The organism is Variovorax sp. P1_G12, assembly GCF_056405555.1.
Genome location: NZ_JBFUBW010000041.1, coordinates 1 through 16,212 on the forward strand (window position 1 = coordinate 1; position 16,212 = coordinate 16,212).

Genomic DNA, 16,212 nt, shown 5'->3' on the forward strand with positions numbered 1-16,212 from the left:
ACTTCCAATGGCCTCGGCCTCGGGTGCCGGAACGCCGGTCGTCGCTCGCCGCCGCTTCCAGTTGCCCACCGTTGCCACCGGCACCCCCAGCCGGCGTGCCGCCTCGTGGCTGCCGACCGATTCCGCCAGTCTGGTCGCCTCGACCCTGAATTCATCCGTGTACTGCCGTTTCGGCAGCTTGCTATCTCGCATTTCGATTCTCCATACAGCTCAAGTTTCCAACTTCTTGGTGTACGTGAAATCGGGGCAGGGTCAATCAGCCTCGGAGTCCACTTGAGGCACATCGACATGGCTGTTTCATGAGGATTGGAAGATGGGCCGGCGTGTGACACAAGCCAGCCCCTCACGATCAGATAGCTGGCGGCCAGATCTTGACTGCCAAACCACTGTAGACAGCGTTGAGCGCTATGCTGGATGAGGTCAGGGACACCGACGTCCATACACCGTCCGTCCCGGGGTTACCCGGGCAGGGGCCGCCAACCACCGGCACACTGCCTGCCGACGTCGGCGTGCCAGTGAAGCCCGTCAAGTTGAACCCCGTGATCTGATTCCGCGCCCGAGCGTCAAAGGCAACATCGCCCGACACACCGACGGTCGTGTTGTGCCCGACGTTGTGAGTCCGCTCCCCGCGAGTTCCTTCCCCAGTGGTCCAGGTGCAGACCGCGGTATAGCTCTCCGACGCCACAAATGAGAAGGTCAAGCCCGCTGCCCTGGTCTGCAACTGAGCGTTGTTCCAGCCGAAAGCAAGTTGTACGTCGCCTTTGCCGACAAACCCCGTCCCTGCATCGGGGTTAAAGGTCACTGTTGCGCTCGCGGCGCCGGCAGTGGCTATCAACACCAAGGCCATGCCCATCTTGAGTAACTTCATCTGGTTCTTCTCCAATGGGTCCGTCTTACTGTGGTTGTTGCGCCGGCCCAGACGCATTTCCAACTTTAGTGTTACATCTAGCCACACCCTCCCCTGGGAAATGCTTTCTTTTCAATGAATTAGGGAAAAGTTCACATGTAACTAAAGTTTGCATGCGTGCGGGCGACTCGGCATTGCGGTGCTGGCCTTTGACCATGTGCCCGTGCGCGGCGGTCCAGGCGAAGTGAGAGAGGTGGCTTTCGAGGGCGCGGTCACGCCAGGGCATTTCATCTGCATTGACCGCGGCGGGGTGGTCGTTTTGCCGAAGGCACCTCCGTCGGAACCAAAGGCTGCGGGCTCAGCGCGGATCAGAGTTGGTTCGATTCCTCACGCTTGAGGGCCGAGCGGAAGCAGACGGTCGTGACCGACGGGTTGTGGCCGTTCTAAGCCGTTGGCTGTCCGGGAGAACATCACCGCGGGGCTGACGCTCAGCTGATTTCGGCGACCCTTACGACCTCATCTGTTCGTCTAGGCGGACGCAGGGCGACTTGCCCCGTCCGAACGCGGCGCGCCTGCGCCAGAACGACAAAAGAAGGCCCGTACGAAACGGGCCTTAAGGGGTTGGTCCTTGATGCCTACCCTTGGAGAAACCAAGCCCTCACGGTATTCCGATTGACGTCAATCGCAAGTCGGCTGAAGGTTCACACTGTTGGCACTATTTCACGAATCCGTCTCATTTGGAGGCAGGCTCTTGCCGCCCGAAGTCTGGCGTTCCGCACGACCAACTGCTTGACGGAGAGAGAAACACGCTCGAACCCCAATGGTCCGCCCGCCTTGGCGCAGGAGTACCGTCGGGGTACACCTTGCGACGTCAGTCGTCGCCAAAGGGATCTACTTGAAGGCCGTCAAGGAATCGATAAAGCAGAAGCGCCATATGTCGGTGGCTTTCGCTGTTCGGGTGGACGCCATCTGGAAAGGACCGCGCATCAGACGACGCCCCCTCAAAGCCCGCTAGCGTCGACATGTCCATGACCAGGCTGCTGTACTTCCTGGCGATCGCGAGAATAGCTTGCCTGATGGCAGCCGTCTTCTGATTGATCTCTCCTCCGGCGTATGGGGTGTAAAGGGAGGGCGGGGTCAGAAACAACATCGTGGTGCCTGGTCGGTCAAGCAGAACTGACTCGACCACTCGGTTGTAGGCACCATAGAAAGTCGCCGGGTCTGCGTCGTCGATGTTGCCGATGGGGTATTCCCTGTCGTTGTACCCATGATCGAAGATGATCAGGTCCGGCGTGAGGCCGATCAATTTGGTCTCGAAGGACTGCGAACGATCAAACCCGGCTTCCATCAGTTCTTTGCGCGTCGCAGAAAGACTGCGCTCCCGCAGGCCATCCCACACTATTCCGCTTGATCCCACGGCGTGGTTGATGAACTTCGCCTTGTGCCAACGCACTGCCTGATCCACGAAGCCATCGAGAAATCGCCCGTCGGCACCTGCAGTGATCGAGGTGCCGACTGCGACGATCTCCACGTTGGCCCAACGACCGCTGCCGCTTGCCGAACGCGGCCAGATCTCCATCGAGCCATCCAAGCCGGTTTTCATGAATGGCGACTGCTTGACTGCGGTTTCGAATCTCGCGTACGGCATTCCAACCAACACTGCAATGCCAGCCGACACTGCAGTGCCGTAGACGATTCCAGCGACTGCTGCGACCAGCGGACGGCGTCGGCTGCGCGCGAGATAGGCAGGCAGTGCCACGATGGTGAATAGGAAAACCCCCACCGACCAAGCCCATCTTTCGCGATGCCGATCCTTGGCATCAATCAGGACCCAGGCTGCAATCAGAAAGTTGAGGACGAGGAACCAGATTTTGAACATGCGCTTCCGCGAAATGAGCTTTGGATTGATTGGTAGCGTCCGGGGTAGTTACCCCGTGCCGGCCCGGCCATTGACCGCCCGTGAAACGTGCGCGCGAGCGCAATCGTCCAGGCAGCCGCGGCTTCCTTTCGCTATGAAGGGCACGGCGGGAGGCGGCAGGTCACCCTATGTTTCGCGCCGCGCAGGCTTCACCACTTTGGTAGGGATGCCGGCGATTCTTGACTCGACACACGTTATCCATGCACACCTACAGGATTCGGCCCCCGCCATTGTTCACGATGGTGAGTTGGTGTGCACGCTCTTCGGCTCGAGGACTCCCAACCCGAACAGATTTGTTGTAAACGCGCCGAACGTCAGCTTCTGTTTAGGGTTGTGAGATACCTGCCCACGATTGGCCACTGAGACTTGTCCTCCCGACGGAAGGTTCAAGACCTGGGGAGATGTTCAGAAAAGACCTTGCAACAGCGAGCGTTGTGCTGCCTGTACCGCAGCCGACATCGAGCACCCGCTGCCCGGGCCCGGCCCAGACCGCTTCGACGACTTTGCAACTTCAAGTCGACTTGAGGTCAAGAGGGTGAGGCATCTGGACATCGCCGAGGTGGCGCAGCAATCCGGCGTTCCCGCATCCACGCTGCGGTTCTATGACGAAAAGGGGCTGATCGCCTCTACCGGCCGGCGCGGGCTGCGCCGCTCGACGAGATCGCGCGCATGTTCGCGCCCGAGGGCCAGCCGCGCATCGACCGCCAGATGCTCGCGGCCAAGGCGGAGGAGCTCGACCGGACGATCCGCAAACTGAGCGCCATGCGCGACGGCCTGCGGCACGCCGCTGCCTGCCCGGCGCCGAGCCATATGGAATGCCCCACCTTCCGGCGCATCGTGCGGGCTGCGGGGGCTGGGGGTGTGGGGGTGGGGAGGAAGAGGGTTGCGAAGGCGTCCGGGGAATAGTTCCAGGCGTGTTGTCCAGTGAAGCCGCTTGTCGACGTCATTGGCACAATGGCGAACTCGGCACCCGCCAAGCTTGGCTCCCGCGCCCATGGCAAGGGCTTCAGCCGCAGCAACCTGATTCGCTTCCGCCAGTTCACCTGGCCTATGCCGACCTAGCGACGAAAGGTGCGACGCTGTCGCTCCAATTGACCTGGATCTGCGCACGGTACCTGCGCCACTAGGCAATGAGCACGCGATCGAGTCCGAAATCTGCTGTCATTTTTCGGACAACTTGATGCCTTTTCTCTCCCCCGCGAGAGTGCAGCCCCCGACGTTTGTTCCAGCGCGGGGCCCACGTAGGTGGCCCGGACATGATCCTCGTGGCGCAAGCCCAGCGCTTCCTGCATCTGCTGGCGCGCCGTGTCGCCGGTCATGGCACGCAGCAGCCGAGCAACTTCCCCGGGAACTTCCCCTGCAACTTCCCCGGTGACTTCCGTGGCCACGCGTGTAGGCCAGCTTGCCGCCCAGGCAGAAGCCGAGCTCGACAGCGGGCTGCTGGCGCCAGAACAGCTCGGGCACGAGCACCACGTAGCCTTCTTCGGCGTAGAAGTCGGCCACTTCGTCCAATAGCTTGTTGGACATCTGCCCTGGGACCGCAATTTGGTGGCCGCGCGCTGTCCTTCGAGCGAGAGCGTGATGCCCTGGCGTTCGTCCACCGAGACCACGCGGCCGAAGAATTGTTGCTGCTCAATCAGGGTTTCGTCTGAATCGAAGTACGCCAGACCGATGAGCCGGTCGAATCCTTGACCGGCTTGCTATTCGGCGGTGGGTCGGGCAACCGACGCGGTTGTGGGCGCGTATTCAGGCCAGTAGAGCTTGACTTCCTGATCCGACAAATAGCGGCACTTCTCTTTCGCGGATTCCAGAAAGAGCCGTTGTGCAGTGCCGAGTTGGGGCGACCGGCTGTTGTAGCAATGCTCCGCATCGCACATGATTCCATTCATAACCCCTCCCGCCGCAGTTTGCATCGTCGGACAAAAATAGACGCTGCCATCGTTGAATTCGAAAGCGAGCGCATGCTGGTGGACGAGAGCGACGAAGCCAAGGAATGCAGCGGCCAAGAGCCTTCTTGGGCCGGCAGAATGATGGCGAGAAAAATTCATGGCTTGTTCCTTCCTGTGGGTTGGTTCGGTCTTCGATGAAGCTGGCCGAAGTTACTGCGCGGTCGTTCGCCAATCGTTCGCAAGCCCGAGCATGTGGGGCAGACCCCATCACATCGGCGCGTCGACATTGAAGAGCCAGGTGTCGACGAGTGCCGTGCCATTGGGGTCCACATGCAGCGCCCGGCCCTTTCCAGTCCGCTGATTGAGCGTGTAGACCCACAGCACCGATCGGCTCTTCGCCGTCGCGAACACCGATTCGCCCTCCAACGCAGCCAGCTCGAGCTGGCCGGAGAGACCCGAGCAGTTCACGCCTGCACCGGAGGCGAATCCGCAGTCGGGCCGCTCGCGGCCGCCGAGCAGCGCCTCCGCCGTCGCGGGCTGCTCGGCCGACCATCGAGCCACTTGCTCGAGCCGAACTCGCAGGCACACCTGGTCGGCGCCATTCATGAGCCCGGCGAGCCCGTGACGCGGAAATTCGTATTGGCGCACCAGCACGATGCCCTTCCTGGTCGATGGGTTGACCATCAGCACGAGCCAGGCCGCGTTCGCGCGGTAGCGCGTCAGGCCCGCATGCAGCCGTAGCCGGGACTGGGCGATGTACTGATCCTCCGCGCCGGATTGGATGGCGCCTCTGGCCACTTCCTGCCCGGCGAAGGTCCCGGCGTCGAGCGACACCTCGACCATCCGTTCGAGCTCCTTGCGGACGCGCGACGCGCCTGCGCTGCGCGTGGCGATCCCCTTGAAGGCGCTGTCGTCGTTGGCGATCTCGTTCGCATACAGAAAGCGGGCATAGCCAGCTTCCGAGCTTTGCTTGACGACCTGCTTGAGCGAGTGGCACTCGCCATCGGCGCGGGCTGGGCCGACGGCCATCAGGCCGGCCAGCAACAGGGCGGCCCCCAGCCGGTTCATGCCTCATTCTCCATACGGCATGAGGTCCGGCTCGTTCCGGGGGAGGGCCGCGAGCGCCTTCTGGACCTCCGAGAAGACGTCACCGATGTAGGCACCGGGCTCCCCTTGCGCAAGCTGGTGGCCCACCGCTTTGGCCGGCAGCACCACCGATGGGCTGCCAAGCTCGTGACACCCGGATGCGACGAACGCAATGCAGACACACATCGCTGCGTGAGTTCCGCGGATTGACTTCATGACGTTTCTCCCAGGGCGGCCGCGCAGCTTTTGACCGAAGAACATGCCGATCGCGACCGGACTCGATTGTCTTGATGCGCATGCCTTGACGGTACCGAGCCACCGTTCGCCAATCGTTCGCACGTTTGGCCCCCCCGATATATAGTCACGGCCGACCTTGAACCCGCCCGAACCACCCCCCGATCACGGCCTCCAACTCGGGTTGCTGGGCGGATTCAGGTGCGTCTTGGACGGACGTCCTGTTGCCGGGATTTCGTACGACAAGATGCGTGCGCTGCTCGCCTACCTGGCGATGGAGCAGCAGCAGGACCATAAGCGGGAGGTTCTGGCCGAGATGTTCTGGGGCGGCAACGACCCCGTCACGGCGCGCGGCAATCTGCGCCGGACCTTGTCGGACTTGCGCCGCGTGCTGGAGTTGCCCACAGGCAAACACTTGTTCTCGGCCAGCAAGAGCGCCATCCGATTTGTTCCGGAGGCCTACGTCGACGCGCTTGCGTTCAGCGGACGGGCGCAGCTTTCGCCGGACGAGCGCGTCGTCGACCTCTATCGCGGTGAATTCATGGCCGGCTTCTACTTGCCGGACTGCCCTGATTTCGAAGACTGGCTGCTCGTCCAGCGTGAAGCCCTGCACCGCCGGGTGCTCGCCATGCTGGAGCAGTTGGCAAACTTCCACGAGGCCGGCGCAGACCATGGCAAGGCCCTGCAATTCGCCTTGCGCCATGCGGACCTCGAGCCATGGGACGAGGCCGCACACCGCAGGGTGATGCGCCTGTACGCCTTGAACGGCCAGAACGGCGCAGCCCTGGCGCAGTTCGACGCCTGCTGCCGCCTGCTGAAGAAGGAGCTGGGCGCCAGCCCCGGCGAAGAGACGCGGCAACTGGCCGAGCGCATCCGCAATGCCGAAGTCGTGCGCGACGCGCCAGGGATCCCGACCGCGCCGTCGCCTGTCGTCCCGCAGGCGAACGCGGAGCGACGACAGGTCACCGTGCTGTTCTGCGAGCTGGCGCCCTCCGGCATCGACGACCCCGATGACGCGATGGAACTCCTGCTCGCACCCCGGGACCACTGTGTCGAGATCATCCGGCAGCTTTCAGGGCATCTGGTGCCGATGCACGGCGGCGGATTGCTGGCCTATTTCGGCTACCCGCAATCCCGTGAGGACAGTGCCGTGCGGGCCGTGCGAGCCGCCTTGGCCGTCACGCGGGAAGCCGCTCGCGGCATCGAGATCCGCTCGGGCGTGCATACCGGGCTGATCACTACAGGCAGCGACCCCTCCCTGCCGGACATCGTCGGCAAGACCTCCGGGGTCGCGATCCAGCTGCGCCGTTGCGTCGGGTACAACGAGACAGCGATCAGCCAGGAGACGCACAGCATCGTGGCCGGCTATTTCGATTGCACGAGCGTGGGCGCCCGATCCCTGCCGGACGCGTCGCGGCCCGTGACTGTGTTCAGGGTCGACAAGGAAAGTGGCGCCCGCACACGGCTGGATGCCGCCACGCAGCTGACGCCGCTGGTCGGACGGCAGGCCGAACTCGCTCAGCTCGCGGGATGGTGGGACGAGGCCACGCAGGGCGCGAGCCACGCGGTGCTGCTGCAGGGCGAGCCGGCCACCGGCAAGTCCCGCCTGGTGCATGCCTTCAAGCAGCGGCTGGCGGGCCAGCCGCACGCCGTGCGCGAGCTGCGCTGCTTCCCGGAATACAGCCGGTCGCCGTTTCATCCGCTGCTGGTGCTGCTCGAGGCCAACCTGGGTTTTGCCCCCGGCGACACGCCGGAGCTGAAGTCCGCCAAGCTGGCGCGCCACGTCGCAAGGAACTACCCCGCATTGGCTCGGGAAGCCGTCCCCTTGCTGGCCTCGCTGTACTCGCTGCCGCAACCCGCCGACTACCCGGCGACGGGTCTCTCGCTGCAAAAGCAGAAAGAACTCACGATCAAGCTCCTGCGCACGATGTTGAAGGGGCCGACGGCTCGGCTGCCGATCTTGCTCATCGCGGAAGACCTGCATTGGGCGGACCCTTCCACGCAGGATTTCCTGACGGCACTCTTCGAGCAAAAGGGAGTGCGGGCCCTGCTCGCGATCTTCACCGCACGGCCCGGATTCGTTGCGCCCCATGCGGCCTCCGTGCTGTCGCTCCCGCCCCTCGCCGAGCACGAGATGGAGCAACTGATCAGCTCGGTCAGCGGCAAGCTTCCGGCAGCGACTGTGCGCCGCATCGTGAAACGCGCCGATGGCGTGCCACTCTTTGCGGAGGAGCTGGCGAAGACGGCCACCAGCGTCGATTGGGCCAGCATCCCGGGCACCTTGCACGATCTGCTGGCGACCCGCATGGACCAATTGGGCGACGCGAGGTACACCGCGCAGATTGCCGCCACGATCGGGCGCGAGTTCGGTGTCGATCTGCTGGGCAAGGCCTCCCCGTGGGGTCCGGATGTGCTGGCGAGATCCCTGCGTCAGTTGAAGGATGCCGGCCTGATCGTGCAGGTCGACGAAGCGACCTGCCAGTTCAGGCACGCGTTGATCCAGGAAGCGGCCTATCAATCGCAGACCCGGGCCGATCGGCAGGCGACGCATCGGCGGATCGCGCAGGTGCTGCAAGACAGTTTCCCCGACAGCGTCGCGGCCCGGCCGGAACTCCTGGCGCAGCACCTGTCCTCCGCCGGAGAAATCCGGCAATCCATCGACTACTGGATCAAGGCAGGGCGACGAGCGATCTCCGGCTCGGCCAACCAGGAAGCGATCGCACATTTCAATCGCGGGCTGCGATTGCTGATGACGCTGCCCGCGTCACCGGAAAGGGATCAGACCGAATTCTCGATCCTGGTCGGCCTCTGCCCTGCGCTGCACGCGACGCGTGGCTACGGGTCCGAGGATGCCACCCGGGTCACCGCGCGAGTGTCTGCCTTGCGCGAGCTGGTGGCGGACAGTCCGGAACTGTTTCTGGCGGAATGGACGCGCTTGAGAAACACCGTGGCGACCGTCGGTCCCCGCGGCGTGCCGCAAGCCGCCTTGCGGTTGCTGGACCTGGCGCGCGATGACCCGATCGGAAAGCAGGCGGCGCACTATGTGGCCGCCGTTGCCTCTTTCTGGCTGGGTGAGTTCGAAGCCTCGAGCACGCACGCCGCGAAGGCCATTGCACTTCATTGTCCGGACCAGCACCACCTCATGCTGGAACTGTTCGGCGAGGACCTGTCCGTCTCGTTTGCCGGGCATTTGTCGTGGGCGCTCTTGTTCCTCGGTTTCGCGGATCAGGCGCTCGAGGTGTGCGAGCGGATGCTCGAGCGGGCACGCGCGATGGAACATCCGAAGACCCTGGCGATGGCGCTGCTCTTCGCGACCATGCTGCATCGCTGGTTGAACAAGCACGCGGAGACCCTGAGCTTGTCTGCCGAGACCATCGCCCTCACGCGGCAACATGGCATGTCGCACTGGATGGCGACGGGCGAAGCGTTGCACGGCAGGGCCCAGATCCTGCTTGAAGGCCGGCAGGACCTCTCCGAACTCCAATCGCTCGTGGCCCGCTTGAGCGCGGCGGCGCCTTCGTACTCGGCGCAGCGTTTGTCCGACTTGGCCCAGGTCCATATGCACCTGGCGCAGTACGACGATGCGCTCGGCTTGCTTGCGCAGGCGCAGGCCAATGAGCAAAGCACGGGGAGTTGCCAGTTCGCGGCCGAACGTCATCGCCTCGAGGGCATGTGCCTGCTGGCGCTTTCGCCGCCCGATACGACGGCCGCCGAAGCGTCTTTCAGCCAGGCGCTCGCCATCAGCCGTCGGCAAGGGACGAAAACGCTGGAACTGCGGGCGGCCATGAGCCTGGCGAAGTTGTGGCGGCAGCAGGGCAAGCAAGCGCAGGCGCGGCGCATGCTCGCGAAAGTTCACGACTGGTTCACCGAGGGCTTCGACACCCCGGATCTTGTGGAAGCGGCGAAGCTGTTGCGTGCCCCGATCTAGGGTTTGGGGCACTGCCTGCCCATCAAGGTGTTCGACGGCAGCGTCTTTCAGTTCCCTACGACAGTCTGGACTTATCAATCAGGCAATCCCGCCTTGCGGAGGCCCTCGATCAGCCGCGCGCGCTGCGCGAGGAAGACAGGGTCGGTCGAGGGACTGAGGAACACGACATAGGCAATCGAGTCGTTTGGCAGTAGTTCGCGATGCTTGGCCATGTGGGCGGCAGCCTCGGCGTCATGTCCGCGCAGCGCATCGATGGCGGCGAGCATCGCATAGGGTTGCCCGCTATTCGGATATTCGGCAACCCACCTCATTGCCCACCTGTAGGCTTCGTCGTCCCTGCCTTGCACGAAATTCGCGGTCGCCGACAGCGAATAGACGGCATACAAGAGGCGCGCGTCCGCCGGACTGAGCCCGCGGGCCTTGTCGATTTCCTGCTGGGCTTCGGCAAAGCGGCCCTCCCAGATCAGCTGGCGCGCAACGAAGAGGTGGGCGAAGGCGTAGTTCGGACTGATCTCCAATGCCTTTTTGTACATCGCCATCGCCTCGGCCGGCTGTCCACTCAGGCCGAGCAGGCTACCCCAGGGCAGGAGGTTTTCTGGCACATCAGGACGCAGTTCCATCGCCCTCTTGAGCGCCTTCTTGCCAGGTTCGACCAGGCTCTGCGGGGCGCGGCTGAAGCAGCTGACGATCTCGATCTGGTAGCTGGAACCCACCCCTTGCAGGGCGACCACCGAATCGGGATCGACTTTCAGCGCCGCCTCGAAGCGGCTGCGAGCCCGCAACACGTCGTCGCGCGTCGCGAAGCGATTCAGGTCGCGCCAACCCAAACTGGTCAGATCGGCGGCATCGACCACGTGACCGGGCCGACTGGCACGCACCTTGTCGATTTCGAAAAACTGCATGCGAAAGGCACTGGCAACCCGCTGGTCCAGGTTGGAATGTTGGGCATCGGCAGCCGTCGGGAAGGTAGAACGGTTCAATCGGATCACCTCGCCGGTCTCGACCGAGGTCAAGGTCGAATCGATGAGGATGGCGCCGCCGTCGCGCGTCACGCGACCGCCAATGACGTAGCGCACGCCCAGTTCGCGCCCGATGTGCGCAATGTCGGGCGCTGCCGCGTTGTAGCGCGCGGTCGACGCCGGGCCGATCACACGCGTTCCATGTCGCAGCGAGATCTGCGCGCTGATATCGTCAGCCAGGGCATTCCCGAGCACGGAAGTGCCGCCAGGCGCGTCGGCATCGGCCAGCGGCAACACCGCAACGGCATGACGCGCAGTCAGCTCGTCGTCGATGCGGAACGGCGTGGGCTGGCGGATCTTCCAGACGGCACCAGCGACGCCCAAAAGCAACGCGCACATGAACGGTACCAGCCACCAGCGCCGGTCCGGAATCCGACGTGTGCGTTTCGGTCCATCCATCGCCGGCTCGGCTTGTGGCAATTCCTGAGGTCGGGTGGCCAGTCTTTCGACCGTCGTGTCGAGCATGTAGCCGCGGCGCGGCAGCGTCTTGATCAACACGCCCCGATCTCCCAACGCCGCACGCAGCTCGCCCACGCATTGAACCAACGAGTCGTCGCCGACAACCACCGACCCCCACAGGGCCCTGATCAATTCTTCCTTTCCGAGCAGCCGGCCCGGATGGTCGAGCAGATGGCGCAGCAAGGCGCGCGGCTTGGGTCGCATCGAGATAGGGACGCCATCCTTGCGCAGTTCGTCGCGCCGCGAATCGAACTCGAAGCCGGCAAAGGCCGCGATGCCGTCGCCGACGGCGTCTGGCGCACCCATCGGGAGCCCGTCGCCGATTCGGTGATTGATCGTCGATCGTTCGTCGTTCATTCGGCCACCCCTCGGGCGCCGCGTGCCCGCCAGCACTAGCGTCGGCATACCGGCCACCAAGCCGCATTTTGATCTTTACATACCAAGATGGGGGGGTTTCGTGTGCATTCAAAACAAGCCCCGCCCCGGTGCTGCCAAGCGCCTTGCAGGGCGCACCACCAAGGCGCGTGCCGGCACGGCCGCGACGATCGGCCGATGCCTGATCCGCACGCTCTTGTGCGTGGTGGCGGTCCCTTCCATCTCCGACGACCCCGCGCATGCGCCGCCTTCGGTCCGCGATTTGCCCGGGCGGTCGCTTGCTCTTCGTATTCCTGCGCTGCTCACCGATCCTCCCATCGACTTCGATCTCCCGTCCCGGAATCTTGTCTTTTCAAGGAGTCGAAGCTGCCCGGCGGACTTGTCTGGCTCGAAGGCAGGTGGGTTCAAGGGGTCGCCGACGTCGCGTTCTTCCGCGTCACCGACCATCCTGCAGGAAGCTAGACTGTGCAACTTCAAGTCGACTTGAGGTCAAGAGGGTGAGACATCTGGACATCGCCGAGGTGGCGCAGCAATCCGGCGTTCCGGCATCGACGCTGCGGTTCTATGACGAAAAGGGGCTGATCGCCTCTACCGGCAGGCGCGGGCTGCGCCGCCTGTTCGATCCCGGTGTGGTGGAACGGCTGGCGGCCAAAGCGGACGAACTCGACCGGACGATCCGCAAGCTGAGCGCCATGCGCGACGGCCTGCGGCACGCCGCTGCCTGCCCCGCGCCTAGCCACATGGAATGCCCCACATTCCGGCGCATCGTGCGGGCTGCGGGGGCTGGGGGTGTGGGGGTGGGGAGGAAGAGGGTTCCGAAGGCGCCGGGGGACTAGTTCGCGTCCGCGTGGCGCGACTGTTGTAGGCTGCCATGCCATGACCGAACGCCCCGCCTCCCTCATCCGCCCGCCGGCCGGCTACGCCGATTGGCTGGCCGAGCTCAAGACCCGCATCCACAGCGCCCAGCAGCGCGCGGCGCTGGCCGTCAATCGCGAGCTGGTGTGGCTGTATTGGCAGATCGGCCGCGACATCCTGGAGCGGCAGGCGCGCGAGGGCTGGGGCGCCAAGGTGATCGAGCGGCTGGCGCACGATCTGCGCACGGCCTTTCCGGACATAAAGGGCTTTTCGCGCGCCAACCTGATGTACATGCGGGCTTTTGCCGAGGCTTGGCCGGACAGCGCAGATGTCCAACAGCTTGTTGGACATTTGCCCTGGGGCCACAACCTGGTGCTGCTCAGTCAGCTGAAAGACCGTGAGCAGCGCATCGGCTACGCGCAGCGCGCCATCGAACACGGCTGGTCGCGCAGCATGCTGAACATCCACATCGAAACCCGCCTGCTGGAGCGCGAAGGGCAGGCGGTCACGAACTTCGAGCTTCGCCTGCCGGCACCCGGCGCAGACCTCGCCCATCAGACGCTCAAAGACCCCTACCTGTTCGATTTCTTGGCGTAAATCGGGAAGCCGACGAGCGCGCGATCGAGTCTGCCCTTGTGCAGCACATCTCGCGCTTCCTGCTGGAGCTGGGTGCCGGCTTTGCCTTCGTCGGCAAGCAGGTGCCGCTGGAAGTGGGCGGTGACGATTTCTTCATCGACCTTCTGTTCTATCACCTCAAGCTACGCTGCTACGTGGTGATCGAGCTGAAGGCCGGGCCGTTCAAGCCGGAGCATGTGGGGCAGTTGGGTTTCTATCTCAGCGCCGTGGACACACAGATGAAAACGCCCGCCGATGCGCCCACCATCGGCCTGCTGTTGTGCAAAAGCAAGAACAAGGTGGTGGCGGAATATGCGCTGCGCGACAGCGCCAAGCCGATGGGCATTGCCGAATACCAGTTGATCGAAGCGTTGCCGGCTGAACTGCAGACCAGCCTGCCCAGCATCGAGCAGATCGAGCGTGAGCTGGCAGGCCTGCCGGCGCCCGGGACCGACGCGGAGGCCGACAGCCAATGACTTCGCTCCGCCTGCTCGCACGCGAATCGCTCACGTTCGAATTGAAGAGCGGCCGTGGCGCTTCGGCCGGCCGGAGCCCGACTACCGGCGCACCGCCCCGGTGACTTCGCGTCCACCTGCGCCTTGAGCAGCTCCTTGACCCGCTGGCCAGCCGCGGTGAGACGGTAGCGCAGCTTGCTGCTGCGCGGTGCCTCCGGAAGCGTCCTTTCCAGCACGCCGCTGGCCAGCGCCGGCAACAGATAGGCCTTTCGGAAATGCTCGGCATTCGCCAGCCTCAGCAGGCGCTGAAGTTCCTGGCGTGACAGCTCACGATTCATGGCCGCGACGACCCGGCGTACTTCCGTGGTGACTTCCATGGTGACTTCCCTGGCCGCGCGCCTGCGTGCACCGGCAGCCGGATGACGAAAGCCGTGCGATCGTCGTCGGTCTCGAACAGCGGGGGCGGCGTGCCAGTACCGCCACGTTCAATCAGCCGGCCGCCGTGCTGCTCGATGCACAAGGCAACCTTGTCGTTGCCGACCACTTGGGGGGTCTCGCCGCAAGATCGGTCAGTAACGATGCGGGGGCCCCACCAAGGCGGCGAGATGGCTGCCGATGGCGTAAGGGGCAGCGCCGGAGCCTACTGAGCCCAATCCACGTGCGATTGCGGCACAGACCCCACCAGGGCGGCTGCTAGCCGCTGCGCCTGCCCTCATGACTGCACATGGCTGACCGTCGCCGGGCCGGCGGTCAGTTCACAGGCGGAGTGTTCCCCAAATGCGGGGCGGAAAAATGAACGGTTGCTTCGTCGGGTCGAGGTGGGTGTCGTCGAGGCAGCCAACGAATGTGCCAGGAGTAAACAGGCCTCGCACTGTCAGCGTGAACTGCGCCACGCCTGCACCGCAGCCGGAGCCGAGGATTTCCTGATCGAGAGCGGGCGGCCACGTCACGTAGCCCCCCTCGACCCGTCCGAAATTCACGTGGTTGTCTCGGTCGATCCGGTACCAGCGCCCGCCGACGACCGTGACCCCGCTGCCTCCGATCCCGGCAACGCCGACGCGGTCAATCTTCGCGGTCCAGCTACCGCCGTTGCCGCTCGTGGTCCAGCGATCACATGCGGCAGGGTTCGGGCCACCGTCCAGATAGGGAAGGTTGTCGATCCCGGCGAAGGTCACGCCTTGGGTCACACCGAACACGTCGCTGCCGGCCGACACCTCGTAGCCCGAAAGGCAGGTGTCGAGGGCGAACGCGAAATTTCCGCCGCTGAAAGCGAGGACACCAGCCACGACGGCACTGCGGCAAACGCCTGTACTTTTACCGATGGCGCGCTTGGTCGTTTCCTTGACCGTTTGCATGCCCTCTTCGGTGGAACTCATTAAACCAACGTAGGTGACCATGTCATCTCCTTCGGGTTCGGCATGAGCGGCCGAGGCCATTTGCCTCGAACCGACGCGGCCGCCTGACGTCGGTCAAGCTCACTGACAGTGAAGTGACATTCGACCCATTCGGCAAGGCGGGTTCCGTGATGGAAGTGGACCTAGCGCGGCGGGAAGGAACTTCACTGCGAGATGCGGCCGATATGCTACGCGCTTCCGACGCAATGGCAAGATGATCGGCCTCCCGCCGATCTAGCGGCGTTTTGGTGCGCCGCTGACCGCTTATATCCTTACCGGAGATCACGCTCTCTGAAGGTGATGACCGTAGCCAACGCAATTGAACAGGGCCGCGAAGCCATGGCGCGTCGGGCGTGGGCGCGCGCCTACCGCGCGTTCGTGAGGGCTGATCGGACGTGTCCCCTCGACCCGCAGGATTTGGCGCATCTGGCCGTCGCGGCCTACATGCTGGGCCGCAACGACGATCACCTGGAGTGCATGAAGCGGGCAACCTTCTCCTGCCCACACTGCGGCCCAGCACATGCAGCAGGAAGCGCCGCATGAATTCATCGGCATCGAGCGTCATCGTCTTCGAGCGTGTGCGGCCCTTGGCCCGGCAGTCCTTCCAACGGAAGGTGACGCGGCGATCGTCAAGAGAGATCAGCCGGCTGTTGGAGATTGCGACCCTGTGCGTGTAGTGCGAGAGATAGGCCAGCACCGCCTCGGGGCCGGCGAAGGGTCGCTTGGCGTAGACCACCCATTCGCACTTGCGCAGCGGTGCGAGCCACTCGGCGAACGCCTTCGCGTTGACCAGTGCGGCGTACTCGCCGAAGAATTGCAGCCGACCGGCTCGGTGTGCGTCCTGGAGTTCTTCAAGGAAGCGCCGCCGGAACAGGCGCGACAGCACACGCACCGGCAAGAAGAACCCCGGCCGACAGGCGATCCAGCGTTCGCCGTCGGGCGCTACTCCGCCGCCCGGAACAATCCCATGCACATGCGGGTGATGCGTCAGCGCCGATCCCCACGTGTGCAGGACCAGGGTAGCGCCGATGCTTGCGCCAAGATGCTTCGAGTCAGCCGCGATGGTCGCCAAGGTCTCGGCGGCCATGTCGAACAGCAAGGAATAGATCGTGGCCTTGTTGTCGCGATACCAAGTGAA

The 16,212-nt window shown here is 64.1% G+C and carries 12 protein-coding genes and 4 pseudogenes; 5 read left to right on the forward strand and 11 right to left on the reverse strand.

Annotation, left to right across the window (positions count from 1 at the left end):
• The 3 genes from AC1D2O_RS32295 to AC1D2O_RS32305 all read right to left on the reverse strand — a co-directional run.
• The coding region (locus AC1D2O_RS32295) for a transposase (RefSeq protein ID WP_478158516.1) at positions 1 to 192 on the reverse strand (192 nt) is incomplete at its 3' end.
• Between the two features lie 157 nt (positions 193 to 349).
• On the reverse strand, positions 350 to 883 hold the full coding sequence (locus tag AC1D2O_RS32300; RefSeq protein ID WP_478158517.1) for a hypothetical protein: 534 nt from the start codon (positions 881 to 883) through the stop codon (positions 350 to 352).
• 835 nt (positions 884 to 1,718) lie between these two features.
• Positions 1,719 to 2,726, reverse strand: coding sequence for an SGNH/GDSL hydrolase family protein (locus AC1D2O_RS32305; protein ID WP_477650614.1), 1,008 nt, complete (start codon positions 2,724 to 2,726; stop codon positions 1,719 to 1,721).
• Positions 2,727 to 3,300: 574 nt separating this feature from the next.
• Between AC1D2O_RS32305 and AC1D2O_RS32310 the strand changes: the two are divergent.
• Positions 3,301 to 3,671, forward strand: a pseudogene (locus AC1D2O_RS32310) (MerR family DNA-binding transcriptional regulator).
• A gap of 152 nt (positions 3,672 to 3,823) precedes the next feature.
• On the opposite strand, the gene AC1D2O_RS32315 reads toward AC1D2O_RS32310, so the two are convergent.
• Positions 3,824 to 4,153, reverse strand: coding sequence for a Fic family protein (locus AC1D2O_RS32315; protein WP_477650774.1), 330 nt, complete (start codon positions 4,151 to 4,153; stop codon positions 3,824 to 3,826).
• Between AC1D2O_RS32315 and AC1D2O_RS32320 the strand changes: the two genes are divergently transcribed.
• Positions 4,146 to 4,280, forward strand: a complete 135-nt coding sequence (locus tag AC1D2O_RS32320) for a hypothetical protein (RefSeq protein WP_477650775.1) — start codon at positions 4,146 to 4,148, stop codon at positions 4,278 to 4,280. The two genes, AC1D2O_RS32315 and AC1D2O_RS32320, sit on opposite strands and share 8 nt — an antisense overlap.
• 185 nt (positions 4,281 to 4,465) lie before the next feature.
• Here AC1D2O_RS32320 and AC1D2O_RS32325 read toward each other — a convergent pair whose 3' ends face one another.
• The 3 genes from AC1D2O_RS32325 to AC1D2O_RS32335 form a co-directional block, all read right to left on the reverse strand.
• Positions 4,466 to 4,813 (reverse strand): hypothetical protein, encoded by a 348-nt coding sequence (locus AC1D2O_RS32325; RefSeq protein WP_477650776.1) that lies wholly within the window; start codon positions 4,811 to 4,813, stop codon positions 4,466 to 4,468.
• A gap of 108 nt (positions 4,814 to 4,921) precedes the next feature.
• Complete coding sequence (locus tag AC1D2O_RS32330; RefSeq protein WP_478158518.1) at positions 4,922 to 5,722, reverse strand: hypothetical protein; 801 nt, start codon at positions 5,720 to 5,722, stop codon at positions 4,922 to 4,924.
• Positions 5,723 to 5,725: 3 nt separating this feature from the next.
• The gene (locus AC1D2O_RS32335) at positions 5,726 to 5,956 is read right to left on the reverse strand and encodes a hypothetical protein (protein WP_478091400.1); all 231 of its coding nucleotides are present in this window, start codon (positions 5,954 to 5,956) and stop codon (positions 5,726 to 5,728) included.
• A 265-nt stretch (positions 5,957 to 6,221) separates the two neighbouring features.
• On the opposite strand from AC1D2O_RS32335, the gene AC1D2O_RS32340 reads away from it, so the two are divergent.
• A complete protein-coding gene (locus AC1D2O_RS32340) occupies positions 6,222 to 9,902 on the forward strand; it encodes an AAA family ATPase (RefSeq protein WP_478158519.1) in 3,681 nt (1,226 codons plus the stop codon).
• 74 nt (positions 9,903 to 9,976) lie between these two features.
• Here the strand turns inward: AC1D2O_RS32340 and AC1D2O_RS32345 are convergent, their stop codons facing one another.
• Positions 9,977 to 11,737 carry a winged helix-turn-helix domain-containing tetratricopeptide repeat protein gene (locus tag AC1D2O_RS32345; protein WP_478091403.1) on the reverse strand — a complete coding sequence of 587 codons (1,761 nt, stop codon included), beginning with the start codon at positions 11,735 to 11,737 and terminating at the stop codon, positions 9,977 to 9,979.
• Between the two features lie 515 nt (positions 11,738 to 12,252).
• Between AC1D2O_RS32345 and AC1D2O_RS32350 the strand changes: the two genes are divergently transcribed.
• Together AC1D2O_RS32350 and AC1D2O_RS32355 are read left to right on the forward strand one after the other, a co-directional pair.
• Entirely contained in the window at positions 12,253 to 12,591 is a 339-nt protein-coding gene (locus AC1D2O_RS32350) for a MerR family DNA-binding transcriptional regulator (protein WP_478091405.1), read from the forward strand.
• Positions 12,592 to 12,631: 40 nt separating this feature from the next.
• A pseudogene (locus AC1D2O_RS32355) lies at positions 12,632 to 13,701 on the forward strand (PDDEXK nuclease domain-containing protein).
• Positions 13,702 to 13,868: 167 nt separating this feature from the next.
• On the opposite strand, the pseudogene AC1D2O_RS32360 reads toward AC1D2O_RS32355, so the two are convergent.
• From AC1D2O_RS32360 to AC1D2O_RS32370, 3 genes and pseudogenes are all read right to left on the reverse strand, one after another.
• A pseudogene (locus tag AC1D2O_RS32360) lies at positions 13,869 to 14,057 on the reverse strand (Fic family protein); the annotation flags it as partial.
• A 378-nt stretch (positions 14,058 to 14,435) separates the two neighbouring features.
• Positions 14,436 to 15,077, reverse strand: a complete 642-nt coding sequence (locus AC1D2O_RS32365; RefSeq protein ID WP_478094971.1) for a hypothetical protein — start codon at positions 15,075 to 15,077, stop codon at positions 14,436 to 14,438.
• A 511-nt stretch (positions 15,078 to 15,588) separates the two neighbouring features.
• Positions 15,589 to 16,194, reverse strand: a pseudogene (locus tag AC1D2O_RS32370) (IS91 family transposase); the annotation flags it as partial.
• Between the last annotated feature and the right edge of the window lie 18 nt (positions 16,195 to 16,212).